The sequence below is a fragment of the Sphaerospermopsis torques-reginae ITEP-024 genome (assembly GCF_019598945.1).
GTDB lineage: Bacteria > Cyanobacteriota > Cyanobacteriia > Cyanobacteriales > Nostocaceae > Sphaerospermopsis.
Genome location: NZ_CP080598.1, coordinates 4,466,779 through 4,492,672, shown reverse-complemented (window position 1 = coordinate 4,492,672; position 25,894 = coordinate 4,466,779). Strand labels below are relative to the sequence as shown.

General features: G+C 38.0%; 18 protein-coding genes and 3 pseudogenes. 11 read left to right on the top strand and 10 right to left on the bottom strand.

What is annotated here, in order from left to right; all coding sequences use genetic code 11:
• Positions 1–149: 149 nt before the first annotated feature.
• Positions 150–887: a hypothetical protein gene (locus K2F26_RS20800; protein ID WP_220609309.1), complete on the top strand. Its 738-nt coding sequence runs from the start codon at positions 150–152 to the stop codon at positions 885–887.
• Positions 888–1,314: 427 nt separating this feature from the next.
• Here K2F26_RS20800 and K2F26_RS20795 read toward each other — a convergent pair whose 3' ends face one another.
• Entirely contained in the window at positions 1,315–1,668 is a 354-nt protein-coding gene (locus tag K2F26_RS20795; protein WP_220609308.1) for a Rieske (2Fe-2S) protein, read from the bottom strand.
• Positions 1,669–2,137: 469 nt separating this feature from the next.
• Between K2F26_RS20795 and K2F26_RS20790 the strand changes: the two genes are divergently transcribed.
• Positions 2,138–3,517, top strand: a complete 1,380-nt coding sequence (locus K2F26_RS20790) for a 1-acyl-sn-glycerol-3-phosphate acyltransferase (protein ID WP_220609307.1) — start codon at positions 2,138–2,140, stop codon at positions 3,515–3,517.
• Between the two features lie 338 nt (positions 3,518–3,855).
• On the opposite strand, the gene K2F26_RS20785 is transcribed toward K2F26_RS20790, so the two are convergent.
• Positions 3,856–5,433: a gamma-glutamyltransferase family protein gene (locus K2F26_RS20785; RefSeq protein ID WP_220609306.1), complete on the bottom strand. Its 1,578-nt coding sequence runs from the start codon at positions 5,431–5,433 to the stop codon at positions 3,856–3,858.
• Positions 5,434–5,546: 113 nt separating this feature from the next.
• Between K2F26_RS20785 and K2F26_RS20780 the strand changes: the two genes are divergently transcribed.
• Entirely contained in the window at positions 5,547–6,386 is an 840-nt protein-coding gene (locus K2F26_RS20780; RefSeq protein WP_220609305.1) for a Uma2 family endonuclease, read from the top strand.
• Between the two features lie 320 nt (positions 6,387–6,706).
• On the opposite strand, the gene K2F26_RS20775 is transcribed toward K2F26_RS20780, so the two are convergent.
• Positions 6,707–7,651, bottom strand: a complete 945-nt coding sequence (locus K2F26_RS20775) for an RsmB/NOP family class I SAM-dependent RNA methyltransferase (RefSeq protein ID WP_220609304.1) — start codon at positions 7,649–7,651, stop codon at positions 6,707–6,709.
• Positions 7,652–7,864: 213 nt separating this feature from the next.
• Between K2F26_RS20775 and K2F26_RS20770 the strand changes: the two genes are divergently transcribed.
• Together K2F26_RS20770 and K2F26_RS20765 are read left to right on the top strand one after the other, a co-directional pair.
• Positions 7,865–9,292 (top strand): DUF2157 domain-containing protein, encoded by a 1,428-nt coding sequence (locus tag K2F26_RS20770; RefSeq protein ID WP_220609303.1) that lies wholly within the window; start codon positions 7,865–7,867, stop codon positions 9,290–9,292.
• A 394-nt stretch (positions 9,293–9,686) separates the two neighbouring features.
• Positions 9,687–10,433, top strand: a complete 747-nt coding sequence (locus tag K2F26_RS20765) for a GDYXXLXY domain-containing protein (protein WP_220609302.1) — start codon at positions 9,687–9,689, stop codon at positions 10,431–10,433.
• 91 nt (positions 10,434–10,524) lie between these two features.
• Here the strand turns inward: K2F26_RS20765 and K2F26_RS20760 are convergent, their stop codons facing one another.
• The 4 genes from K2F26_RS20760 to K2F26_RS20745 all read right to left on the bottom strand — a co-directional run bounded on the left by K2F26_RS20760 (position 10,525) and on the right by K2F26_RS20745 (position 15,594).
• On the bottom strand, positions 10,525–10,764 hold the full coding sequence (locus tag K2F26_RS20760) for a hypothetical protein (protein ID WP_220609301.1): 240 nt from the start codon (positions 10,762–10,764) through the stop codon (positions 10,525–10,527).
• Positions 10,765–10,949: 185 nt separating this feature from the next.
• Positions 10,950–12,782: a signal peptide peptidase SppA gene (sppA, locus tag K2F26_RS20755; protein ID WP_220609300.1), complete on the bottom strand. Its 1,833-nt coding sequence runs from the start codon at positions 12,780–12,782 to the stop codon at positions 10,950–10,952.
• A gap of 638 nt (positions 12,783–13,420) precedes the next feature.
• The gene (gene fni, locus K2F26_RS20750; protein ID WP_246605436.1) at positions 13,421–14,482 is read right to left on the bottom strand and encodes a type 2 isopentenyl-diphosphate Delta-isomerase; all 1,062 of its coding nucleotides are present in this window, start codon (positions 14,480–14,482) and stop codon (positions 13,421–13,423) included.
• A gap of 617 nt (positions 14,483–15,099) precedes the next feature.
• Entirely contained in the window at positions 15,100–15,594 is a 495-nt protein-coding gene (locus K2F26_RS20745) for a DUF937 domain-containing protein (RefSeq protein ID WP_220609299.1), read from the bottom strand.
• A 1,051-nt stretch (positions 15,595–16,645) separates the two neighbouring features.
• Between K2F26_RS20745 and K2F26_RS20740 the strand changes: the two genes are divergently transcribed.
• Complete coding sequence (locus K2F26_RS20740; RefSeq protein WP_220609298.1) at positions 16,646–18,166, top strand: YcjF family protein; 1,521 nt, start codon at positions 16,646–16,648, stop codon at positions 18,164–18,166.
• Positions 18,167–18,778: 612 nt separating this feature from the next.
• On the top strand, positions 18,779–20,557 hold the full coding sequence (locus K2F26_RS20735) for a serine/threonine-protein kinase (protein WP_220609297.1): 1,779 nt from the start codon (positions 18,779–18,781) through the stop codon (positions 20,555–20,557).
• A gap of 65 nt (positions 20,558–20,622) precedes the next feature.
• On the opposite strand, the pseudogene K2F26_RS20730 reads toward K2F26_RS20735, so the two are convergent.
• Positions 20,623–22,329 (bottom strand): annotated as a pseudogene (locus K2F26_RS20730) (tetratricopeptide repeat protein); the annotation flags it as partial.
• 60 nt (positions 22,330–22,389) lie between these two features.
• Between K2F26_RS20730 and K2F26_RS20725 the strand changes: the two are divergent.
• The 3 genes and pseudogenes from K2F26_RS20725 (at position 22,390) to K2F26_RS20715 (ending at position 23,770) form a co-directional block, all read left to right on the top strand.
• Positions 22,390–23,082 (top strand): rhomboid family intramembrane serine protease, encoded by a 693-nt coding sequence (locus tag K2F26_RS20725; protein WP_220611972.1) that lies wholly within the window; start codon positions 22,390–22,392, stop codon positions 23,080–23,082.
• Positions 23,083–23,208: 126 nt separating this feature from the next.
• Positions 23,209–23,574: pseudogene (locus tag K2F26_RS20720) on the top strand (Uma2 family endonuclease); the annotation flags it as partial.
• Between the two features lie 19 nt (positions 23,575–23,593).
• Positions 23,594–23,770: a transposase gene (locus tag K2F26_RS20715; RefSeq protein ID WP_437441062.1), complete on the top strand. Its 177-nt coding sequence runs from the start codon at positions 23,594–23,596 to the stop codon at positions 23,768–23,770.
• Here K2F26_RS20715 and K2F26_RS25505 read toward each other — a convergent pair.
• Both K2F26_RS25505 and K2F26_RS20705 read right to left on the bottom strand, forming a co-directional pair.
• Positions 23,725–23,949 (bottom strand): annotated as a pseudogene (locus tag K2F26_RS25505) (transposase); the annotation flags it as partial. The gene K2F26_RS20715 and the pseudogene K2F26_RS25505 sit on opposite strands and share 46 nt — an antisense overlap.
• Positions 23,950–24,232: 283 nt before the next feature.
• A complete protein-coding gene (locus K2F26_RS20705) occupies positions 24,233–24,997 on the bottom strand; it encodes an SDR family oxidoreductase (protein ID WP_220609295.1) in 765 nt (254 codons plus the stop codon).
• Between the two features lie 293 nt (positions 24,998–25,290).
• Between K2F26_RS20705 and K2F26_RS20700 the strand changes: the two genes are divergently transcribed.
• Complete coding sequence (locus K2F26_RS20700; RefSeq protein ID WP_220609294.1) at positions 25,291–25,863, top strand: aspartyl/asparaginyl beta-hydroxylase domain-containing protein; 573 nt, start codon at positions 25,291–25,293, stop codon at positions 25,861–25,863.
• Positions 25,864–25,894: the final 31 nt, after the last annotated feature.

Sequence of the window (25,894 nt, the reverse complement as noted above, 5' to 3'; positions counted from 1 at the left end):
TGGGTTGAACGAAGTCAAACCCAACGTATTTGTTGGGTTTCGTTCCTCAACCCAACCTACAAATCAAGATATTTTTGATTTTGGCGAAGGTATTGGTTCTAAAATTTGTTTTTTTCACTACGGCAATTTCAGCTAAAAAGGGCAAAACCATGATTAAACAAAAATTCACCCTCTCCTTGGGTTTAATCTCTATATTATTAGGTTCTTTGGCTGCTTCTCCCCCCAGAGCCAATGCCGGTCAACAACCAGCCCAAGGAACTGATATATCCGCTCTCGTTGCGGAGACTGCGGCAGTTCAAACATTGTTTGGAATAGCAACACCAGCAATATCACCAATAACAGGTGTTTCTGTTACTGCTGGTCCTGGTGGTAATGTCGAGCTTACTGTTACACCGACCATTGCGACAGAGTTGAGTGATACTGCCTCTCAAGTAATAGCCGACATCGCAGCACGTGAAGGTGGTACAACAGGTGGTACGACAGGTGGTACAACAGGTGGTGCTGCCGCTGTTGCCAGCCTAGTACAAGGAAATGATAATGTTACCAGTCAAGTTGCTACTGATTTACAAGAGGGTGGTCTTAGCTCAGAGGATGCAACTCGTTTAGCCGAAGACGTCGCTGCAATTAATGATAATAGAGTATCAAATATACCAGGTATAGAACAGCTAGTAGCAACTACTAAAAGTCTGAAAGGTGATTCTGCCATTGCTCAGGCTGCTGGAACGCCCAACATAAACGTCAACATCAATAGCTTAAATAAAGCTATTGAAACCTACAATCGTATTATCAAAAAAAGTGATCTACCTACTCTCCAAAAACTCTCCCAAAATGAAACTTTCATGGCAATTAATAAAATTCTCAAAACCTTGAGAGTAGCTTTGAATTAAGGCAATTACCGGAGATATCTAATTCATAATAGACCTCTGGTGAAAAAGATGTAGGGACAATTCATGAACTGTCCCTACCAAGGGTTAATTAACAGTAAGCCAAAAGCTAACAATTACTAACAATTGCTTACTTAGGGGATGCTGAAAAAGTCTTTCCGTTGAGGCAAGGAACTCTTAACAGGGAACAGGGAACAGTTTCAGCTATCTGTCATCCCCAAATTTTTGGATTTCTTAGCCCCAAAATGCACGGTTTTTCAGGTCTAACCTTCAAAATTCTTGCACTTTTTTTCCTCTTTATCACTCTCAACTCTTTGATTTATCTAGGTTTTACATTTATTCAGCAAGTCCTAATTACCCATTACCTATTTTGCAATCATCATCTATGCAATACGCTGATTGATAGGTATTCGCACGTTTACCGAACAGTTTATTCTGGAACGTCAATCAAAATATTGCCATCTTCCACACGGAGAGGAAATACTGGTAGGGTTTTGGCTGCGGATACCATTGATAGTAATTTACCAACTCCGGGTGGCCAGGGACACCAAGTTTTCACTTCTCCAGTATTGAGGTCAAAAGCACTACGATGGAAAGAACAAACAATAGCTCCGTCTTGAATTTTACCGGATTTCATGGGCAATTTTAAGTGAGGACAGCTATTTTCCACGGCATAATACTGATTTTCGTGGTTTAACACTAAAATATTTCTGTTTCCTACTTTCACCACTTCCCGCGCACCAGGGGATAGGGCGTTTGCTTCGAGAATTTTTGTCCAGGCCATTGTGTTCTCCGTTTTTTTCTTTTTTTATACCTGTTGTTAGTTTCTCTCAATTATGTCATTTGCGATCGCCATCATAGGTGACTGGGGACTGGGGACTGGGGACTGGTGACTAGGAAAAAATATTTACCTTCTGACTCCTTGATATCCTGACTCCTGACTCCTGACTCCTGACTCCTGACTCCTTGATATCCTGACTCCTGACTCCTGACTCCTGACTCCTTGATCTCCTGACTCCTGACTCCTTGATCTCCTGACTCCTGACTCCTTGATCTCCTGACTCCTGACTCCTGACTCCTGACTCCTGACTCCTGACTCCTGACTCCTGGATCTCCTGACTCCTGGATCTCCTGACTCCTGACTCCTGACTCCTGGATCTCCTGACTCCTGACTCCTTGATCTCCTGACTCCTGACTCCTGACTCCTGACTCCTGACTCCTTGATCTCCTGACTCCTTGATCTCCTATTTTTTATGTATCAAGCACAACCACCCCTAGAATTTATCCCCCCAAATTTTAACCCCTTGTTGTTAAAATGCGTACATTTGTTATTACCCAAATGGATAAGCTGGAAAACTCCGATTAGCCAAATTGAAGCAGAAAATGTAGAAGTTTTAGCCGATCTTTATCATCAATTTCAAGCTGGTAAAATTCGGTTTATGTTGGCGTTTCGTCATCCAAAAACAGACGATCCTTTTTGTTTAACTTACTTATTTTCTCAGCTTTTACCCAAAGTAGCAAAACAGCAAAATATAAATTTACAATATCCCATTCATGCCCATTTTATTTATGATCGGGGTATTCCTTTATGGGCAGGTAAACATATAGGTTGGTTAGCTGCAAATTTAGCTGCTACTCCTATTCAAAGAGGGAAAGCTGACTGGATGGGTTTGCGTTCTGCACGGGATTTATATATTAATGGTAAGTTTCCCATGGCCGCTGCTCCCGAAGGTGCTACTAATGGTTTATCAGAAATTATTAGCCCTTTAGAACCAGGTATTTCTCAAATGGGTTTTTGGTGTGTGGAAGATTTGCAAAAAGCAGGGAGAAATGAAGAAGTTTTAATTGTCCCAATTGGGTTAAAATATAGTTATATTGATGAACCTTGGGGAGCGATCGCTAATTTATTAACTGAGTTAGAAACCGCTAGTGGGTTAAATATCAACCCTGCGAATAATGCCACTTCTTTTGAGGTACTTTATATCCGATTGTTGACTTTAGCAGAACATTTATTATCTATAATGGAGAATTTTTACACCAAATTTTATCATCAAACCTTACCAGATGAAAAGATTACTAATGGGGAAATTACCGATAGAAATAAAGCTTTAGCTTATCGGTTACAATCTGTGATGAATGTGGCGTTATTCATTGCTGAACAATATTTTGACTTACCATCTAGAGGTAATTGGAATGATAGATGTAGAAGAGTAGAACAGGCAGGATGGAATTATATATTTAGAGAAGATTTTAAAGATGTTAAATCATTATCAACCATTGAGAAAAGTTTAGGGGATAGAATCGCCGAAGAAGCCTATTTTCGGATGTGGCACATGAGATTAGTAGAAAGTTTTGTAGCAGTTTCTGGTACTTATATTCGGGAAAAACCCACAGTAGAAAGATTCGCCGAAACGACTTTACTATTATGGGATATGGTGAATAAAATTAAAGGTAATAATCCTTTAAATCGTCCAGAATTAGGTAAACAAAAAGCCGAAATTATTGTAGGTAAACCGATATCTGTTTCTGAACGTTATCCCACTTATAAAGCTAGTCGAGTGGATGCTAGACAAGCGGTGTCTGAGTTAACAAGTGATTTACAGCAGAGTTTGGAAGAGTTGGTTATCAATTGATAATTGATAATTGATAATTGATAATTGATAATTGAGGGAGCATCCCAATTTTGAAAAAATAAATGCAGCAACACCAAAAACTCTCTCCAACTCTCTTACCTTTGTGTACTTTGCGTCCTTTGCGGTTCAATCAAATAAAGCCTGGGATAATTTGCTGTTGTTAGATAAAAATAAACTTACACATTTGGGATGCTCCCATAATTGACAATTAAAAATTGACAATTACCTCTCCCGGAAATTCAGAGGATTTCAAAAGCAGAATTTTTGGCTTTTTTCCCCTTTCAAGGGTAGGTTTTAAATCTTTAATGAAACAATTGTCAATTGTCAATTGTCAATTGTCAATTACCACCCCTAGCAACCCCACCAGTACGACGGGGATCAGCCGCAGCAGATAAACCATGTTGCGGATGCCATAAAGTGGCCTGCACTCCCCCAAAATACATAGAGCGTTTAGGGAAATGATGAGTAATAAAACCTGCTATTTCTTCCGTGGGAATACCTGCTTCCATGACTATGGTAGGTTTACCATCCCTGGTTTCGACGTGCAGACGAGGATAGGCGATCGCCTCTTCTAAAGACATTCCCAAATGGACAAAATTCAGCAATACTTGAGCTATGGCTGTGGTAATACGGGAAGCACCAGGAGAACCAATAGCTAAAACCCTGCCATCAGCACATCTGGCAATAGTTGGAGACATATTAGAAGTTAAACGCACTCCTGGGGTTAAATGGTGACATCCTTGGGGATGCAGTTCTATTTCTCCCAAAGAATTATTCAACCAAAACCCAGTACCACCAACCATCACTCCCGAACCATAACCAGCGGAAGCGGTTATAGAACAAGCTAAACCGTTACTATCAACAGCGGAAATGTGAATAGTTGAAGGTGAAGATAACAGAGTTTGCGGTTTTCCCACACGGGCTAATTCTAAAAGTTTTGAGGTTTCCGCAATGCGATCGCTGCTAAAATCAAGATGATGGTTGCGGTAGTTTAAAACTGCGTTTTGCACCTCTACCATTTGTTTAACTGTGGCTAAATTCCATCCTTGCACAGAACTATCATCTAAAAGTAACAACATCGCCGCCAAACAAGCACCACCCACAGCGGGAGGAGGGTTAGTTGCAATTTGCCAGTTATCAAAATTAATGCAAATAGGCGATCGCTCTACCGCCTCATAAGCAGCCAGATCCGCAGCCGTTAACAAACCTTGATTTTCCTGAATTTCCTCAACAATACGCCTCCCTAACTCCCCAGTATAAAACGCCTGTACCCCCTCATCAGCAATCAATTTCAGGCTTTCAGCTAGTCCAGGAACATGAACAATTTCCCCTGCTTGTAGGGGAGTACCATCCTCATGATGTAGCGTCTTATAGCTGTCAGGATGCCAACCAAAAATAGCCGCATGGGTGTGAAGTAAATATTCCGCCGCACCCCCAGAAAGAGGAAAACCTTGTTGCGCCCAATTTTGTGTAGGTGCTACCACATCAGCCCAAGGTATATTTCCGTACTCTTCCCAAGCCTTGCCCAAAGCCGCAAACATTCCCGGAGTGGCAATAGTACCATAACCAAGCACCGTACTGAGTTCACCACCATAATCAAAGAAAACTTCCCGAATACCCTGGCCAAAACGCTCATTTTCCAAACCTCGTCCTGGCATCTCTGCATAACCATCAATCACCATAGGATCGGCATTTGCTGGCCAGATAGTGATAAAACCACTACCACCAGCAGCCATCACCCCCAAATCAGTACACATAGAAACAACAGTAGCAGCGATCGCCGCATCAACCGCATTACCTCCTTGGTTAGCAACAGCAGCACCAGCATCCGCAGATATTTGAGAACCAGAGGCAATAATTACTTGTGACATAGTGGAAAAATCATCAACATTTACAAGGGTTTGTTGGGTTTCCACACGGTAAACCCAACCTACAAAAATCCTTAACCGAACTGATAGCTGACGGCTAAATACTTACCAATTGACAGCTAAGATCATAGATAAATATCTCAATAGTCTCAGGTGATGTCATGTTAACGAATATTACAGAAAATCAGACTCCACCAGTTGAGGTTATCCCAGACTACGAACCCCCCCTACCACCAACCGATTTAATATTTGATGATGGAGTTCCCTTGGAAAGTAACCGCCACCGCATCGCCATGAATGTTTTAATTTATTCTTTACAACAAGCATGGTCAGACCGTCAAGATTATTTTGTTGGCGGGAATATGTTTATATACTACAGTAGTGAACAACTGCGAAATAAAGATTTTCGTGGTCCAGATTTTTTTGTTGTTTTGAATGTCCCCAATAAAGAAACCCGTCAAGGTTGGGTAGTTTGGGAAGAACAAGGACGCTACCCAGATGTAATTATTGAATTAATGTCTCCTTCAACTAAGAATGTAGATTTGGTTCTCAAAAAAGAACTTTATCAAAACATCTTTAGAACTAGAGATTATTTTGTTTATGATCCTTTTGATCCTAACTCATTAAAAGGTTGGCATTTAGATAATCATTTTATTTATCAACCTTTAACAGCTAATGAAAAAGGCTGTTTATGGTGTGAAACATTAGGATTTTGGTTAGGAAATTGGCAAGGAACACTAACAAGAGAAACCGCCACTTGGTTAAGATTTTATGATCAACAAGGAAACTTAGTTCTGTTACCAGAAGAAGCTGAACGTCAACGTGCAAATATAGCACAAGAACAAGCTGAAAATGAACGTCAACGGGCAGAACAAGCAGAACAAGCGAGAAAAGAAGCTATACCCAAATTATTGCAAATGGGTTTAACAGTTGAACAAATTTCCCAAGCTTTAGCATTATCAATTGAGGAAGTACAAAAAGTGACTGAAACATTAACATAAACAACCAATCAAAAATCAATTACTGCTCGTTCCCAGTCTCTGACTGGGAGAGCATACCCATTTTGAAAAAAATAAAAACAGCCAGACAAAAAACTCTCTGAAACTCTCTTACCTTTGTGTCCTTTGCGTCCTTTGCGGTTCAATCATATCAAGACTTTGGTGTATATTATTTCCATAGATTCTCGTTCCCATTCTCTGACTGGGAATGCTTTCAACAATTGACAATGAACAATTGACAATTGACAATTAATGAAACAATTATCACTTATCAATTATAAATTGATAATACAGAGTATGGGAACGAGAATTATTTTGATTATTCACATTTGATGTATGATTGCTAGATTATTTAAATTGATTTGTTTAGCGTCTCCTTCATTCATATTTTTAAACAATACCGTAAACGCGCCAGCACCCAAACCATCCTGCGGAAACATCCGATAACAAGGAATGCTGGTTAAATGTGATTGATATTTGGATAAATGACTAACTTCCACTGCTTGAAATTGGGGAAATCTTGCTAAAAACCATTCACAAACCTGCTCATTTTCTTCCGGTGAATAGGTACAAGTCATATAAACTAAATACCCTTGAGGTGCAACAACTTGGGCTGAATTAGCAATAATTCTTTTTTGACGATTAGCACTTTTATTAATTGCGGTATGATGAAAACATCCCGGTGCTTTTTCACCTTTCACTAGTAAAGATTGCCCCGTACAAGGTGCATCAACTAAGACTAAATTACTAGATTCTGCAAACATTTCTGCAAAAATACTAGAATCTCGATTTACCACACAACTCTGTTGAATTTGGCAACGTTTCAAGTTAGAAATTAACATACCTAACCGTTTACCAATGACTTCATTACTAATTAGTAAATCAGGTTGTAATGCTTTCCAAGCAAAGACACTTTTACCCCCTGGTGCAGCGCACATATCAAATACTAAAGGCACTGGTTGATTAATTGTTAACAACACAGAAGCCGCAAATACAGAAGAAAAATCTAAACAATAAAAATATCCTTGTTGATGTAAAGGATGTTGACCTGGTTTTTCTCCCAAAGATAAACGATCTACAAATTCCGGTTGCCAAGATGTTGGTGTTTCTACTACAAAATGTGAAATCTCAGGCTTATCTTGACACCAAAGAATACAAGGTGAAAAAGGTTTAGGATTAACTAAAGCTGCAATAAACTTTGCTTGTTCATCTGCATCATCAAATAAACGACGGGCAACTTTAAGTAATAAATTTGAAGGTTTTTCCATATTCAAGAATTGGGTAATTTTAGCTATTTAGCACAATATTGAAACTGTTACATCAGAACAATGTAATTAAGGGATTTGGCTGCATACTGAAAAGATAATGACCACCATTGAGATTGCGTTTTTAAAGCGCGTCCGGCGCTGCTTTTGGCCTTTGGCTAGAAGCTAACCGTTTTTTGACAGTTGTTAAACTAACCCATTTGCACCGGAGAGGTCATGATCTTAGATAATTTTCCGCGAAAACTGCGCCAGGAAGCACAACTTTGGCGAGATGAAGGACTTATCAGTTCTTCCCAATACCAGCAAATTGCCGACCGTTATCAATTTAATAAAATAGAAGCTGCTGCAAAAGAAAGTTCTGGTTTAATAGCCATTGCTGTCGGTGGTTTACTTTTAATTTTAGGTGTCATTATCTTTGTAGCAGCAAATTGGCAAACATGGTCAAGAGAAGTTAAATTTATTTTGTTGATGAGTTTGTTTTTGTCTACTGCTATCACGGGTTTTTTGACTTGGAGAGAACCAACTCTTGCTAAGGGGGAAGGTAAAAAACCACAACGCAATAAACGTCTTTTAGGAGAAGCTTTACTCATTCTCAGCGCCTTAATTTTGGGTGCAACTTTAATGCTGATGGCGCAAATATTCAATATTAGCGGTTCAGCTACCCAGTTATTTTTAGCTTGGGGGTTTGGTGTTTTAGTCATGGCTTATAGTCTATCACTCAATTCTTTGGGTGTTTTGGCTATTATCCTGTTACAAATTGGTTATTGGTTAGGACTGAGAGAATTTTGGTCTGCTGGTAGTGATTTTAATTGGGCGCGTTTAGCTGTGCAACATACGCCGTTAATTTCTTGGTTGTTGTTTGTACCTTTGGCGTATATTTGTCGTTCACGGGTGATTTTTATCTTAGCAGCGATCGCTTTTACTCTTTCTCTACAATACAATCTCAATCCTTTACCATTATTAACTTTTTCTGATGTTATTCCTTGGGTTGCTTCTTTTGCTTTAGCATTACCACCTGCTTTATTTTGGAGTTATGATGATTTGTTGTTCCCAACTGTTAATTATCGGTTATTTCAAAATATAGCCCGTAATTTAGCTTTGGGATGTTTTGCTGTGGTGTTTTATTTATTGTCTTTCCGTTGGCAATGGCAATCTTTCAGTTTTGGTAATTCACCAACTAATTTCTCTAATGTTTTTCAATCTTTGCCTATCATTGATTTAGGAATACTCAGCGGTTTAGCAGTGTTGCAATGGTTATTTCTATTTCGTCATCGCCATAACCCAACTCGCAAAGAAGTATTTTTTACTATCACTGTCATTAGCATTTTTCTGGGTTTTATTGTCATTGTACCCTTTTGGCATCAAGCTATAAGTCGGATTACTGAACTAGGCATTTTTGTCTTCAATGTTTTGTTAATTACTTTAGCTTGGGGACTGATGCAACAAGGTTTAAAGTTGAGTAACAGAACTTCTTTTTGGTGTGGTATGCTATTATTTATCCTGCAAATTATCAGCCGGGTGCTAGAGTACGACACTGATTTATTATTTAGATCATTGGTGTTTGTATTGTGCGGTTCTGGTTTGATTTCTGCCGGTCTTTGGTTTGAACGTCGTTTACAGGAACGTGCTACTGTTAAGAAATAATAGCAGGTGACAGGTGACAGTGCTAAACGCCTTTGAGTGTCAAGGTTTTAGTTTTGGTTAATGTCCTAACACCCTTGTCTACGGCTATATTTGCTAAAATTAGAATTAACAAATATATTAAATCTCTGCGTTATAAATCCTATTAGTCATTGGCAACAGGGAATAGGGAATAGGGAATAGGAATATACAGCAGTTTCCGAAGATATGAGGTACACATTTCGCGGGCAAGATGCCCGCACCACAAGAGTTTTATCATTAATATCTGTACCTCATAATAACGGAAACTGCTGTAACTTACCAATCACCAATTACCAATCACCAATCACCAATCACCAATCACCAATCACCAATCACCAATTACCAATCACCAATCACCAATCACCAATTACCAATTATGACAAACAATTCACCAGAACAAAATAAAACTCTAACTCCAGAAAAGGAGTTTTCTGAAAAATTAACTTTTCGTGATTACTTAATTGCTACTGAACAAAAAGCCAATCAACCGTTACCAATTTGGCGATTAGTAGCACCTTTAATGCTGCAAGTAGGGTTAATTTTAGCAGTTCCCACCCAAGCAATGTATACAGAAATGACAGGTAAAAGTGTGATTTTACAAACTTTACCTGCATATTCTAATAATGTTCTACAGGGTTCTGCTTTGTCCTTTGATTATAATATCTCCCGGACTGAAAATTTGCGAAGATTACCGGGTTGGAGAGATTGGGTAAGAGAAAATTCTCTGAGAAATGGCAGAATAAATCAAGGAAGTACATTGTATTTGATTTTGCAAGAACAACAATCTTTTAACCGTGGTTTTAATCGTGATTTTAATCGTGATTTTAATCGTAATGTTCCCGCAGCATGGAAACCAGTGCGTGTGAGTAGTAATCTACCCATGTACTTGCCTAATAACCAAGTAGCTTTAAAGGGTAATTATCAAGATGGGTTGATTAACTACCGGTTGGAAAATTATTTTGTTTCCGAAGAACAAAGACAACAAATTAATGATGATCTCTCGCAGGTGCAACAAAACCAAGATAGACCTAGAACTCCAATAGTTGTCAGGGTAAAAGTAGATCCTCAAGGTAATGCTGTACCTACGAGTATGTGGATAGGCGATCGCAATTATCGGTTTTGACAGGTGACAGGCAGGAGGCAGGGGAGCAGGGAGCAGGGGGAAATTAATAACCCAGTCACCAGTCACCAGTCACCAGTCCCTAGTCACTGTTTTAGTCTTGATGACGTAAATTCCAAGCTGCACCAAAAGCAGCACCCGCACCAGCTAATAATCCCGTACTCATACCTTGAATTGTTTTTTCTACTGGGTTTTGGGTAACACATTCACTGGTAATTGTATCAGCACCTAGACACATTTTACTTTCTGCCCAACTAGCAGTTCCGCCTAAAATAACACCAGATAAACTACAGGAAACAACAAGCAGTAACAGGCGTTTCGTTTTTCTATCCATAGATGGATGTGTGAAGTAGAGGAGTGAGGTAAACTTCCCACTACTTTACACTATATTTAGTGATTGGTGATTCAATTTTGGATTTTGGATTTTGGATTTTGGATTTTGTTGACTCCAATCTAAAATCTAAAATCTAAAATCTAAAATCTAAAATCTAAAATTTTCTTCCCCAGTCCCCAGGCTTATTAATCTATTTTCAAATTAAAAGGTAAACGGGCATAAATGCCTTGGGGGTCGTTCATTTTCTGTAAAATGGAAATTTCTTGTTTAAATTTATCAAATTCGGCTAAAAGTGGGTTATTTGGCTGAATCAGATTTTTTTCAATTCCTAATTTTGCTTGTGCTGTTTGTAATTGTCTACCAAAGAAACGCTCTTCTAAACTTCTCACTCTAGGATATTCTTGTACTTCCCAATCATTTCCTAATTTTGCGGCTTTGGCTGCATATTCAATAGCAACATTTAAACCGCCAATTTCATCAACTAAACCGATTTGTTTTGCTGTTACACCTGACCAAACTCGACCTTGGGCGATTTCTGCTACCTTTTGTTGGGGTAACTTTCGACCTTCGGCAACTTTATTAATAAACATATTATAAATACGGTTAACACTGCGTTGATAAATTGCTAATTCTTGGGGTGATTTGGGACGAGCAACTGTTTGAGTATCTGCAAATTGAGATGTTTTCACGGTATCCCAGGTGATGCCATTATTATTGGCTAATTTTTCACCGTTGAACAATATTCCAAAGACACCAATAGAACCTGTAATAGTATTCTTTTCAGCAAAAATGCGATTAGAATCAGTAGCTATCCAATAACCACCGGAAGCAGCTACATCACCCATTGAAATAATTACTGGTTTAACTTGTCGAGTTAATTTAATTTCTCGCTGTATGATTTCTGAAGCTGTGGCGCTACCACCAGGGCTGTTAATTCTTAAAACCACAGATTTCACATCTTCATCTTGACGGATTTTTCTGAAGATTTGGGCAAAGCGATCGCCTCCTATTTGTCCATCTTCTCCTTTACCATCGACTATTTCCCCTTCTGCATAAACAACTGCAATTTGATTTTCTGAGTTGCGTTCTACTCCCATTGATTTACCAGGAACTTCGGCATAATCAGTAATGTTAATTTGTCGGAAATTTTTATCATCTTCTTCACTAGCAGTTAACTTTTTCAAATCAGTAAATACTTCATCTTGGTAAGCTATTTGATCGACTAAACCGTTAGCTTTTGCGGCGGTAGATTCTAAAATAGCTTGGTTATTGGCGATCGCCTGTAATTTTTCTGGTTGAATTTTCCGACTTTTACCTACAGAATTTCGCCACTCTCCCCACACATCATCTAATAATTTCTGGGTTTGTTGTCTATTTTCTGGACTGAGTTTATCCAGGAGAAAAGGTTCTACTGCTCCTTTAAATTTCCCTACCCGTACTACTTGAACACCAATCCCGTATTTCTGCAATGCTCCTGTTAAAAACATCGGTTGTGAACTCAAACCGTTGATTTCCATCATGCCTACAGGATTGAGTACAATCTTATCAGCTACTGAACTCAGATAATATTCCCGTTCATTCCAATCTGTACTATATGCGATAATCTTTTTCCCAGATGCACGGAATTTATCTAACGCTTGACGAATTTCTTTGAGGGAAGCATAACCCAAACTACTAGCTGTACCTGACTTGGTAGCATCTATATAAATACCCACAATACGCGGATCACGTTGTGCTTTTTCCACAGTTTCGATCACTTCGCGGAGTGTTATTTGCTCCTCATCTACTCCTCTCAAGGTTCTTTGCAGTAAGTCACTGGAACTAGGTTGACTGTCAGTGATTTTCATTGACAAGTCAAACACCAACATAGATTTATCTTTAACTTGTGGACTTGTATCTTGAGAAGTAGCAGCGATAATGAGAAATAATAAGCCTAAAGTACCGACACCAGCAAAAATAGTCAGTCCTAGTAAGCTACCAATTAAACTAGCACAAGTTTGTTTAAAAAAGTTATTCATTGGTTATAATATGTCCTTTTGAATACCTATCATATCTGGTAGGACCGGGAATAGGGAGGAAAATTTTAGATTTTAGATTTTAGATTTTAGATTGGATATAGGACTCCTATTTGATTTTTGAACAAGCTGTAAACCCTAAACTGTATATTATCAACGATTGATTCTCAGTATATTGAGCAAGATTCAAGTCAATACTTTTCGTCAAACTAATAACAACGAAATCACGTAGGTTGGGTTGAGGAACGAAACCCAAAGTTTACAAGGGTTTGTTGGGTTTCACTCTGTTCAACCCAACCTACAAAAATCCTTAACCGAACAGTATTGAGATTCAAGTAGGATTCCTACATAGGGGTTGCTGAGAAAGTCTTGTCGTGATGACAGGTGACAGGTGACAGGTGACAGGTGACAGTTTCAAGAGTTGGATAGGAACGATTTTTCCTTTGAGTAGGAATTAAATGCAAGGTTTTTAAGTTTCCACCCCGTAAAAGCTTGCACTTTTTTAACTTCCAGCAGGCTAAGACCCTTTAACTGTAATCTTTTCATGTTTATTCAGCAAGCCCTACATAACAAAAACAATCCAAAATCCAAAATCCAAAATCCAAAATCCAAAATTAATAACTCCTGACTCCTGCCTCTTTTTATTGTATACGTTGCAAACTGTCAGATTGCTTTAACTGATACAAAGTTCTGTTACCAGTACAGAATAACACGGTGGTGATTTCGGCAATTAATACTTCTGTCAACTCTTGCAGTGCAGTTGATGATACATCTGCTGCTTGCAGGAAAGGCATTGCTAAACCAGCGATATCTGCACCAAGAGCGATCGCTTTGGCTACATCTAAACCATGACGTAACCCCCCAGAAGCTATCAAAGGTATTTCCGGGAACTGAGCGCGAATACTGGTAATACATTCTGCTGTCGGTATCCCCCAATCTGCAAAAGTCTTTCCTAAACGTCGCTGTAATGATGTTTCGGCTCTTTCGCTTTCTACCAACGCCCAAGATGTACCACCCGCTCCTGCGACATCAATAGCCTGTATTCCTACGGATATCAGTTTTTCAGCCATCTTCCCAGAAATGCCATTACCGACTTCTTTGGCAATTACAGGAACTGGTAATTTACTGCATAAATCGGCAATTTTGTCAAACAATCCCCGAAAATTAGTATCACCTCTCGGTTGAATGAACTCTTGTAGCGGGTTAATGTGTAAAATCAAAGCATCAGCTTCTAAAATTTCAATAATTCGCAAACATTCATCTAAACCACATTGATAATTAAGTTGTACAGCACCTAAATTAGCAAATAACAGCACATCTGGGGCATATTTACGAATAGCGAAAGTATCAGCAACTTGGGGTTTTTCCAAAGCTACACGCTGAGAACCTACACCCATCGCTAGTTTATATTGCTGGGCGACTTCTGCCAAACGACGGTTAATAATTCCTGCGCGTTCTGTTCCTCCAGTCATGGAAGATATTAAGATTGGTGCGTGAAGTTGTTTTCCCAAAAAAGTCGTGCTGATATCAATGTCGGTGCGATCGCATTCCGGTAAACAACAATGAATAAAACGATATTTTTCTAGTCCGGTAGTAACTTGCTGACCTTGGACATCTTCCTCAAGACAGATGCGGATATGATCCGCTTTACGGTTTTGGGTTTGTGTTGGGGTGGTGGTAGGAGGGTTCACGGGTAATACCATTTGGGATTTTAGATTTTAGGTAAGCATTCAGCTATCAGTAATTAGTAATTAAGCCGGTAGGCGTTAAAAATTGTCGTTATGACAAGGCAAGAGGCAAGAGGTTTTTAGGTTAATTTACTTTTCTTTACATACTTTGGTTTTTTCCCGTCGTTCTACTTGGCTTTCACCTATAGTATAAACAAGTTGGTCATAAAATCAGAATTTTGCTCAATTTGACAAGTTTTAGTCTATAAACAGGGGGAGCATCCCAAATGTGTAAGTTTATTTTTGGCTTGAGGTCAAGACATGAAATGAACGAACCACCAAGGGATGAAGGACACGAAAGAAAGAGAGTTTTAGAGAGATTTTGGAGTGGCTAAGTTTATTTTTAAGTTTATTTTTTCAAAATTGGAATGCTCCCATAAACAGGCAGGTTGATGAGATAAATAAAAAGCCTGTTCTTCGTGTTTTTGGTGGATTTTGTTGACGGAAACCGATAGCTGACGGCTGAATGTTTACGATTTTAGATTTTAGATTTTAGATTTTAGATTGGAGTTAAGAAAAACAATCCAAAATCCAAAATCCAAAATCAATAACTTCTGACTCCTGACTCCTGACTCCTGACAACTAATAACTGATTACTTTAAAAACCGACTAGCTAACTGAATCGCATCAGCAATATCAACATCACCATCACCATCAGCATCGAGGAATTTATTCAACAAGGGATGTCCACCAGATTGTAAAAACTGGAGAACTAAAGGTACTAAAATCGGTAATAATTGTTGAATCATTCCCGCATCTAAACCTGTGCGTTGCGCTGCTATTTGGGCTACTTGTTGTTGAATAGCTGGGGAAAATAGAGCGTTAACAGCTTGAGAGTCAGGAGCAGTTCCCGCAAATTGATTTACCAAGTTTTCTGCTGCTTGATTTCCCTCATTAACTTTCGTTTCTTGTAAAGATGAATTTACCTGTTTACCAACTACTGAAAACACAGTTTGCATAGTTGAAGTATCTGTACCTGTGCTATTACTGATCTGCTGGATGGTGTTAGCAATACTTATCAGTTTACCCAAACCACCTTGTTGATTAGAATTAGCAACTGAACCAAGAATTTGATCAAACAGTCCCATTATTTTTTCCTCTCTGAATTGGCAAATAGATAACAAATTCTGTACCCTGACTTAACTCAGAATGACAACTAATTTTCCCTCTATTTTTTTCTACCACAATTTCATGAGTAATGGCTAAACCTCAGCCTGTACCAATACCTTGTGGTTTTGTGGTAAGTACCCAAGCAAAATTAATTTAACATATGAGTGAAAACAAAAATGTCTGTATTCCTTAGCTGTTCCCTGTTAAGAGTTCCCTGTTCCCTCTCCCAAATATAAAATTTATTTTGCACGACTACTTATATAGGAATAATATTTGAATTTTGAACAAAACTCCGTACACCTAAATCTTCTAAAACCCTTTTGCCTCTTGCCTTTTGCCTCTTGTCTGCCTACACAAATGATTTCACGAATCAAATCGGATTCCTATAGCAAACCAATGTAACCGGGAAGTAAAGGAATATCTCCATAGTTGTGAACAACTTTAATCCCACATTCCGCACTTCGTTTTGTAATATATGAAGATTACGAAAATTGGGGTTAATGGTCGTTGAATAGCGAACTGCTTGCAGCAGCGCTTCGCTATCGCCAAAAGGCTATGATTCATACGTTTAAATACTGAATAATATCAACATTTTTTGTACAATTTATTTAACTATTAATGTATGACATTTTGAAGTGCGGAAAGCCGGTTTAATACTATTTTTGAGGCGATTATTTAAAATCAGTAATGTACTATAGGACTATGATTTGATTTCTGAAAAGATACGTAGGGTGCGTCAGACTGCATAAATTCTATAAATAAACAAATTTGTAATATCTGACGTGGTTGGTGAGTTTGTCGAACCACACCCTACAATACCTAATTTTTTCAAACATCAAATATGAGTCCTATATCCATAGAAGAATGTAAATCCTGTCACTGCTCGCTGTTTACGGATTTAAGGGAACATTTGATACAAGTTTAGTCTTAGTCTAGCAAAATTGGCCGTTTTCGATTCTGGCGAAACTGTCTTAACCTATTAAGATCATAAGCATCTACCTGGTTGATATTCTTTTATTTTTCCCATTCATGCCTCTGTCTCGCCTAGTCACGCTCATTGTTGGTTTGATTATCATTTTGGGGTTAGCCCTGTGGCTGATTGATTCCCTGACTCGGCTTTATTGGCAATTATCCTATTCTCCCCTATTAGGTAATCTGCTGCTGTTGCTGCTGATTGTTCTTTTGGCAGGGTTAGTTGCAGCCTTTATATATTATGTTTTGGTTCTGCGCTCTGGTGAGGAAAAATCACGACGTAATCGCAGACGCGTTACCCCTAGCCAAATTCCTGCGGCTAAGTCTGATGCGGCTTCTAGCACTTTGCAAGCTGTACGTCAACAAGTAGCCCAAATTCAAGACGAAGTTACCCGTCAAGCTTTACTGAGTCGCACCAGGGAAATAGAAGCGAATTTAGCACGGGGGGAAATTCAAGTAGTGGTGTTTGGAACAGGGAGTGCTGGCAAAACTTCCTTAGTAAATGCCATTATGGGGCGGATAGTCGGGCAGGTAAATGCGCCAATGGGTACAACCCAGGTGGGTGAAACCTATTGTTTACGCTTAAAGGGATTAGAGCGAAAAATTTTAATTACGGATACGCCAGGAATTTTAGAAGCGGGAGTTGCCGGAACAGAACGAGAACAACTGGCCAGGGCTTTGGCGACGGAAGCAGATTTATTATTATTTGTGGTAGATAATGATTTACGACGTTCTGAATATGAGCCGTTGAAGGGTTTAGCGGAAATTGGTAAGCGATCGCTCTTGGTTCTCAATAAAACTGATTTATATACAGATGAAGATCAAGAAGCCATTTTAACTAAGTTGCGTCAACGGGTAAAAGATTATATTGCTAGTAATGATGTGGTGGCGATCGCTGCTAACCCCCAACCCGCACAATTAGAAACCGGGGAAATTTTCCAACCAGAACCAGATATAGTCTCCTTATTGCGACGCATGGCTTCTGTACTACGGGCTGAAGGTGAAGATTTAGTTGCAGATAATATTCTCTTACAATCTCTCCGCTTAGGAGAAGAAGCGCGAAAATTAATTGATTCCCAGCGTCGTCGTCAAGCTGATAAAATTGTAGACCGCTATCAATGGATCGGCGCTGGTGTGGTTTCTGTAACTCCTTTACCAGTGGTAGACCTACTAGCTACCGCCGCAGTTAACGCCCAAATGGTGGTAGAAATTGGCAGAGTTTACGGTTGTGATTTGAATATGGAACGGGGGCGAGAATTAGCTCTATCTTTAGGAAAAACCATTGCTGGTTTAGGTATTGTTAAAGGAGCTATTGAATTACTATCAACTGCTTTACAACTTCATGTTGCTACTTTTATCATTGGTCGCGCTATTCAAGGAGTAACAGCAGCTTATTTAACACGCATTGCGGGCAAAAGCTTTATTGAGTATTTTCGCCATGATCAAGATTGGGGTGATGGGGGAATGACGGAAGTAGTACAGCAGCAATTTCAGATGAATCGCCGAGACGAGTTTATAAAAGTATTTATCCAAGATGCGATCGCTAAAGTCGTAAAACCCTTGACAGACGGTGAATAAAAGCTAGAACCTGGGGCAGATGGCAAGATGGAGAGGTAGGGGAGAAAATAGCCGGCAACTAATAGCTAAGAAATCAAGACTCATAAATCAGGACTCATAAATCAAGACTCATGACTCAATTACAAAATTGATGGAAATGGTGATGTATCTAATTAGGGGATGCTGAAAAAGTCCTGCGTCCACATATCAATAGCGATCGCTCAAGTAAATTACCACTTTTTGATTTCTGCACCAACTCGATTTCAATTCCTCCCGTCCTGATCCTAAGACCTAAAACCCATCAGACTGCTGACAATTGTCAAAAAAGTCAATAAATAGACATATACGCAAGTAATATAACTTATCTCCGGTGTTAATAAATTATCGTAATTTGTATGTATTTTATTTGACACATATTTTGATTAATCGTGAGATAGAAAAACCCAGTAAAACGTTGATATTGGGTTATTTTTGGCTATATACCGACATTTATAGAGATTCAAAAGTAGCCTTTATTTAAAGTCCCCCTTATTTAAAGCTACAAAAAATTATTTCTCCCTATTCCGGAGAGAGGAAGAAATTTGAGAAAAGGTGAGTAACAACTGATCTAATAGATTTCTCAGTAAGGAACTTATGACTGAACAAATCGTCGGACAATTATTGCAAGGTCGCTACCAAATTATTCAAAGCCTTAGTGCAGGTGTATTTGGGAAAACTTATATTGCGGAAGATCCCAAAGATGTTGATTACCCAGAAAAACCCAGATACGTTATTAAGCAGTTAAAAATCAATCATTTTCAATCTAAATCTTACTTTGACTACCTGAGATTGCGTTTTCTTACCGAAACCGAAACCCTGAAGCATTTAGGAGAACATGACCAAATTCCTAAACTTATTAGCTGCTTTGAAGAAAATGAACAATTTTATTTAGTACAGGAATATATTTCTGGCCAGCCATTGTCCACAGAGTTAAAGCTAAATCAAAATAAAAAACGTAAGTGGAGTACAACCGAAGCGATGACATTTCTCGAAGATGCCTTAGGTATTCTCGAATTTGTTCATTCTCAAGGTTTTATTCACTGTGATATCAAACCAGAAAATTTAATCAGACGTTCTAGTGATGGTAAATTAGTGCTAATAGATTTCGGTTCAATTCAACCCATTGATTTTAGCACTGATGCGGAATTGCCCATTTCCCAGCTACCCGTGACTTCATTGGGTTACATCCCACCAGAACAATTTTTAGGACAAACACAACCCAATAGTGACATTTATGCTTTAGGAATGATTGTACTCCAAGGTTTAACAGGGTTAACACCACTGCAATTAAAAATTGATCCTGCTAATAATGACATTCCTTGGACTTGTGAAGATACCATCATTGACGAATATCTGGCTGTTTTTATCAGTCAAATGATTCGCTATAATTATCAGGAAAGATTTCAATCTGCCAGTGAAGCACTGTGGGTATTTAAACACATAAGATGGAAGCATCGGGCAGCTGCAATTGCGACTTCAAAGTTTCCCATTACTACCAAAAAAGCTGTTGCAGATAAAAATAAAAAATTAGATCCATTATTGGCAGGAATGAAATGGGGAATCACCATAAATTGTTTAGTAGTTGGTTTGGGAGTTTATTCTTTAGCTACTAGTTCTCAAGCTAATTCAGAAACAGCAATTTTATCTGAAGCAATCACAGAATATCAAACTGGTAATTTAGAAAAAGCAATTAGTTTAGCCAAAACAATTCCCTCCTATAGCAACGTCTATCCAGAAGCTCAAGAGACAATTGCAGAATGGCAAAAGCAATGGCACAATGATACTAAAAATTATTTAGTAGCTGAACAAGCATTGGATGAAGGTAATTTGTTAGATGCCATGCACGCTGTTACGCAAATTCCCTACACTTCCTATTGGCGTGCTAAACGAGAACAACTAATAGAAAAAACAGAAACTAACCTAGAAGCAAAAACACAAACTTTATTAAATAAAGCTTACGCCAGCGCAGAAAAGAAAGATTTTTCGGCTGCTTTAGAATATCTGCGCCAAATTCCGCCAGAAAGTTCTGCTGGTGCTATAGTGCAACAAAAATTAGCTGAATACAATCATAAAAGGCAAATTAGAGCCGAATATTTTTTACATTCAGCTTATCGTAAAGCTTTAAGGAAAGACTTTGCCGGTGCAATCAAATTCCTGGAAAAAATTCCTGAAGATACTGATGCATATCCTCAAGCTCAAATCAAAATCCAGGAGTATAAGGAAAAGCAACAGATTAGAGAGAAACTGCAAGAAGTAGTCAGGAGTAAAAAAGTTTCTTTTGTTAATCAAATCTCTAAATTGAATCAGATCGAATCAGATATTAAAACCACATCTTTCTCTTTACCAGATTACCCGCAGGAAGTCAATATCTGAGATGAATTAGTTTAGTAGTTTAATCAATGTACACTATTTAATGTTCAGGTGTTGAGGGGTTTTCATCAATTAGACATTGGCAAAGTTGGTACAACAATTGGGCGAGATTTTCCCGTTTGGAGTTGATTTTCAGCCTGTTTACGGGCTTCTATTGCTTGTTGGTAATCGGGCTTATACTTAATAGCTTGGTCATAGGATTCTATGGCTTCTTGATATCTTTGTAAATTTAATAAAGCATTTCCCATACTATACCAACTTTGATAGTGGTTTTTTTTGTCACTAACTGCTTTATTATAGGATGCAAAAGCATCTTCATATCTCTGTAAATTAAATTGTGAATTACCTAAGTTATACCATGCTTGATAGTCATTTCCTTTTAAAGAAATGGCTTTTTTATAAGCATCTATCGCTTCTGCATAACGTTGACTTTGATGTAGTGACCATCCCAAAGTATACCAAGCTTGATAGTTACTAGAATTATATTTAATGACTTCCTTAAATGAGTCAATTGCTTCAGCATATCTTCTTAATGTCACTAAAATATTACCTCTTGAAAACCAAGATTGATAATGACTGGGTTGATATTGCACGACTTGACTATAGGCTTTTAAAGCATCTTCATGGCGGTTTAAATTTATTAGGGAATTACCCAAATTATATAAAGCTGCTGTATAGTCTGGTTTTAGTTCTACTGCTTGTGTATAAGCTGTAATTGCATCATCATATTGTTTGGTATTTTGTAAAGACAAACCTTTTTTATACCAAGATTCATAATTATCTGGTTGTAATTCAATTGCTTGATCATAAGACTTAATAGCATTATCATATTGTTTTAAATTTCTGAAAGCATCACCTTTAGCATTCCACACTGCTGGATAATCATCTTTCATTTGTAAGACTTTATCAAAAGCAGAAATTGCTTCTGTATATCGCTGTAAACTTGATAAGGCAAAACCTCTACCAATCCAAGCTTCTAAATAATCAGGTTGAATTTGAATTGCTTTGTCATAAGCTGTGATTGCTTCTTGATATTTTTTCAATTCAAATAATGCTTTACCTTGACCATACCATCCTGGAAAATAATCAGGTTTGATATTCACTGCTTTTGCATAATTTGCCAGTGCATCTTCATATCTTTGGAGTTGTAAAAGTGTGTTTCCTTGGTTATATAAATCAACGGCGTTATGAGTATTGATTTTATTAAAGATATATATTGAGGCAATTCCTCCTAAACTTAATAAAAATATGCCTGATGCTAATTTAATCAATAGAGATTTTTTAGATGCTTGAGTTTTGATATGATTAACTGGCGCAGGAGGACTAAAAACTATTGTTCCAGAGGGAGGTTTAGCTAATTCTTGCAGTGCTTGTAATGCTACCGTTGCTGAAGCATAACGTTGACGAAAATCATAACAAACCATTTTGTCTAAAAATTCCGCAAATTCTGGCGTGACTGTGGTATGATTACGCCAAATAATTTCATTAGTATCCCCATCTTTTTCTAATTGCTGAGGTAATAAACCAGTAATTGCTTGAATAGCAATAATTCCCAAAGCATAGATATCACTGCTGAATTTTGGTGTACCTTGGGCTTGTTCTCCAGGCATATAACCAGGTGTACCAATAGCAACAGTAGCGGGAGTTTGTCCAGGATGTGTAATAACTTGGGTGGTAATTTCTTTAACTGCCCCAAAATCAATTAAAATTAGTTTGCCATCTTGATCACGTCTGAGGATATTGCGGGGATTAACATCACGGTGAATTACCTTTTTTTATGTTTACCAATTACCAATTACCAATTACCAATTACCCATTACCTATTACCATTGATCATGATTCCTATTAGTGATAACTTTTATAGTTGGAAAAAGCCAATTATTACTTATTGGTTGATTGGCATTAATTTGGTTATCTTCTGTTGGGAATTACAACTAGATATAAGTGGCAAATTAGGTAACTTTGTTAGCAATTGGGGGATTATTCCTGAACAAACTAACACTGCTTTAACTAATGCTATTTTTTATAATTCGGCGGCTTGGATAGTTGTAATTTGGCGGTTAATTGCTCTACCGCTTTCGTTGTTTGTGCATGGTAGTTTTAGTCAAATTTTGGGTAATATTTTATTTCTGTGGGTTTTTGGAAAGACGATAGAAAGAAATTTAGGACAACAAAGATATTTATTGCTGTATTTAGCTGCTGGTGTGTTTGCGGGAATGATGCAGATTTTTATGAATCCTAAGTTAAGTGTACCTGTGATTGGGGCAAATGGGGCGATCGCATCTATTTTAGGTGCTTATATTATGAATTTTCCGAAAGTTAAAATTGATTCGGTTTTACCTTTAATTATTGTTTTTATTCCTGTAGAAATTCCTGCTTTTTGGTATTTATTTTGGTGGTTTATTCAACAGTCATTTTATGGAATTGGTAGTTTAAATATTTCCGATGGTTTTACTAATCCTGGTTATTGGGGACAGTTTGCAGGATTGGTTACAGGTGCGGCTTTTATAAAAATGGTGAAAAGGTAATTGATAATTGATAATTGATAATTGATAATTGATAATTATGTATTATTCTGCATACTTACTCCTGAGTCCTGAATTTTGGTGTAATATAAAAGTATTAAAAGTATTAATCATTGCCACACTAAAGTCATGCCAGAAATTATCGTTGCTGAACCTAGTGTGAAACTGCCGCCAACTCAGGCAGAACTTCCTTATGATGATGGTATTCCGATGGAAACTCAACGGCATAAATTTCAAATGGATATGCTGATTGATACGTTATGGCCTTGGTTAGAAGCAAGGTCTGATGGCTATGTCAGTGATAATATGTTTGTTTATTTCAGTTTGGCACAATTGAAAAACCAAGACTTTAGAGGTTCAGATTTTTTTGCTGTTTTAGGAGTTCCTAAAAAAGAACGTTTGTCTTGGGTGGTTTGGGAAGAAGGAAAACCCCCAGATGTGGTAATTGAATTACTTTCTGAAAGTACAGCATCTCAAGATAAAAATGAGAAAAAAAGAAATGGCATCTTAACTCATTGATAATTCCATTTGGTATCGGTCTATAAACTATCAAACTCTCACCTCTTGGAGCCGGACTCGTCGTGTAGTTGCCAAAGTCGAACATGGGTCAAACGGAACTAATGTCCGCTTTGTTGTCACATCAATTATCAGGTCTTCTATCGAATGTTGTTTTTTATTTGGTTGCCTGTAATCTTGGAAACATTGTGCTAGTCTTGCTGTGATTTGCAGTTACCTGTCTATCTCAGCAATTAAACTTAGTCCTGCATCTGATGTTACTTTCCCACCTTGGAAATTTACTACTACTGGGCGGGTTTTTTCTCTTTCAAATTTGAACTGTTTTGGTGTACAATCTGTTGATACTTGGGTCATACTTTATAACTGTTGAAATGCTTTCTACATATACATTTTCTCAGTTTTTGACCCTTTTTTTCTTTTTCTTTGTGAGAAATCCGGGTTTAGTATTCTGGTTCGTCAGCTACTCAAACGTGCCAGTTTTCTAAGTAAGGACGATTTAAAAAATCGCATTTTTGACTTTATTAACTATTTTAATCAAATAATGGCTAAACCTTTTAAGTGGACATACACTGGTAAAGTTCTGGCTATTTAATGGTCATCTTATTTACGCCACAGTGTACTAGTCTAGTATTAGGTATCAGAATCGCGCCCCTCCATCTACATCTATGACACCACCAGTCAAGTAGTCGCATTCAATAATAAAACGCGCTGCTTGCCAAATTTCATAGGGTTCAGCAATGCGCCCAAGGGGTATGTTTGCAGTCATTTCCGCTAAAGCCTCTGGTGATACCCGGCTCAGAATAGGAGTATTTGTTAATCCTGGTGCTATACCTGCTACCCGAAAACCAAAGGGAGCTAATTCTAAAGCCCATGTGCGTGTGTCAGCATCTAATCCTGCTTTAGATGCGCTATAGTTAGACTGACCGGGATTGCCTGATCTGGTGACAGAGGAAATATTGATGATTAACGCTGGAGAAATATTTTGCTCGATCGCCACAGCTGCAAATTCTCGTGCCATGAAAAAAGCACCAGTCAAATTTACATCAATCACTCGCTTCCATTGTGCGGTAGGCAGTTTCCGTAACCAACCATCTTCATCTCGTGTCACTAATAACCCATCTCTCAGAATACCCGCATTATTAACTAGGGTATTAGGATCGTCAATTTTTTCACAAGCCAAGGATATAAATTCTTTAACACTTAATTCATTTGCTACATCCAGTTGGAAACCATAGATTTCTCCTGGCAGTTCCACCGCTTCTGTCTCTAAGCTTTTTAGCCCGTCTATATCCAAATCACCGCCAACTACTTTAGCCCCAGCACGAGCCAATTCTAAAGCAATGCAACGTCCAATACCACTGGCCGCACCAGTGACTATAGCTTTAATATCTTCTAATTTCATCGTCTTTCCTATTGGTCATGATAGCTTTCCCCCTGGTTGGAATTCCTGGGCTATGTATAAAGTTGTATTAAATTTAGGCTGCGATTCCTACGGAGTGCTTCGCGATCGCATAATTTAACATAATTTAAAATGTATTTTATTTTCAACCTCATAATCACTCATAAATCTGTGTTTTTATAAAATTTGTAAATTTTTTTTTTATTTTATACATAAAGTCACCATTATGATATGATATTCTATATTAGACTGATCGGTAAATTTAACAACCAAATTTAACAAAAAAATATTGAGATATGTTTTTTGAAGCCAAAGATTTTGAATTTATTGCCTCTTTAGAAGCCAACTGGCTGAAAGTTCGCACAGAACTAGAGCAACTCCAGCCTAAAAATTTTATTGATTGGCCAGAAAAAAACATTTATAACCAAGGCTGGGAAGTTTTTGGATTATATGCTTTTGGACAGAGAATAGAGGAAAATTGCCGTTTATGCCCCGAAGCAACCAAACTTGTTGAAGCTATACCGGGGATGATGACAGCGGGATTTTCTTCTTTAGCACCTGGTACATATATCGGTCCTCATTTTGGGGCAACAAAGGCAGTTCTTCGCTGTCACTTAGGTTTAATTGTGCCTGATAATTGTGCTATCCGGGTAGACAAAGAAACTAGAAGTTGGCAGGAAGGAAAATGCTTAATTTTTGATGATACTTATGAGCATGAAGCCTGGAATAGATCAGATAAAACGAGGATAGTCTTACTGATAGACTTTGCTAGACCGGAGTATACTTTAACAGAACCAATTACAAATAATCAAGAAATTGATGAAGAGTATTGGTTAAACATTTTATCGCAAACCGAAACATCAAAATAATTAATCATTCAATTAGTATTTATCTGTTAGA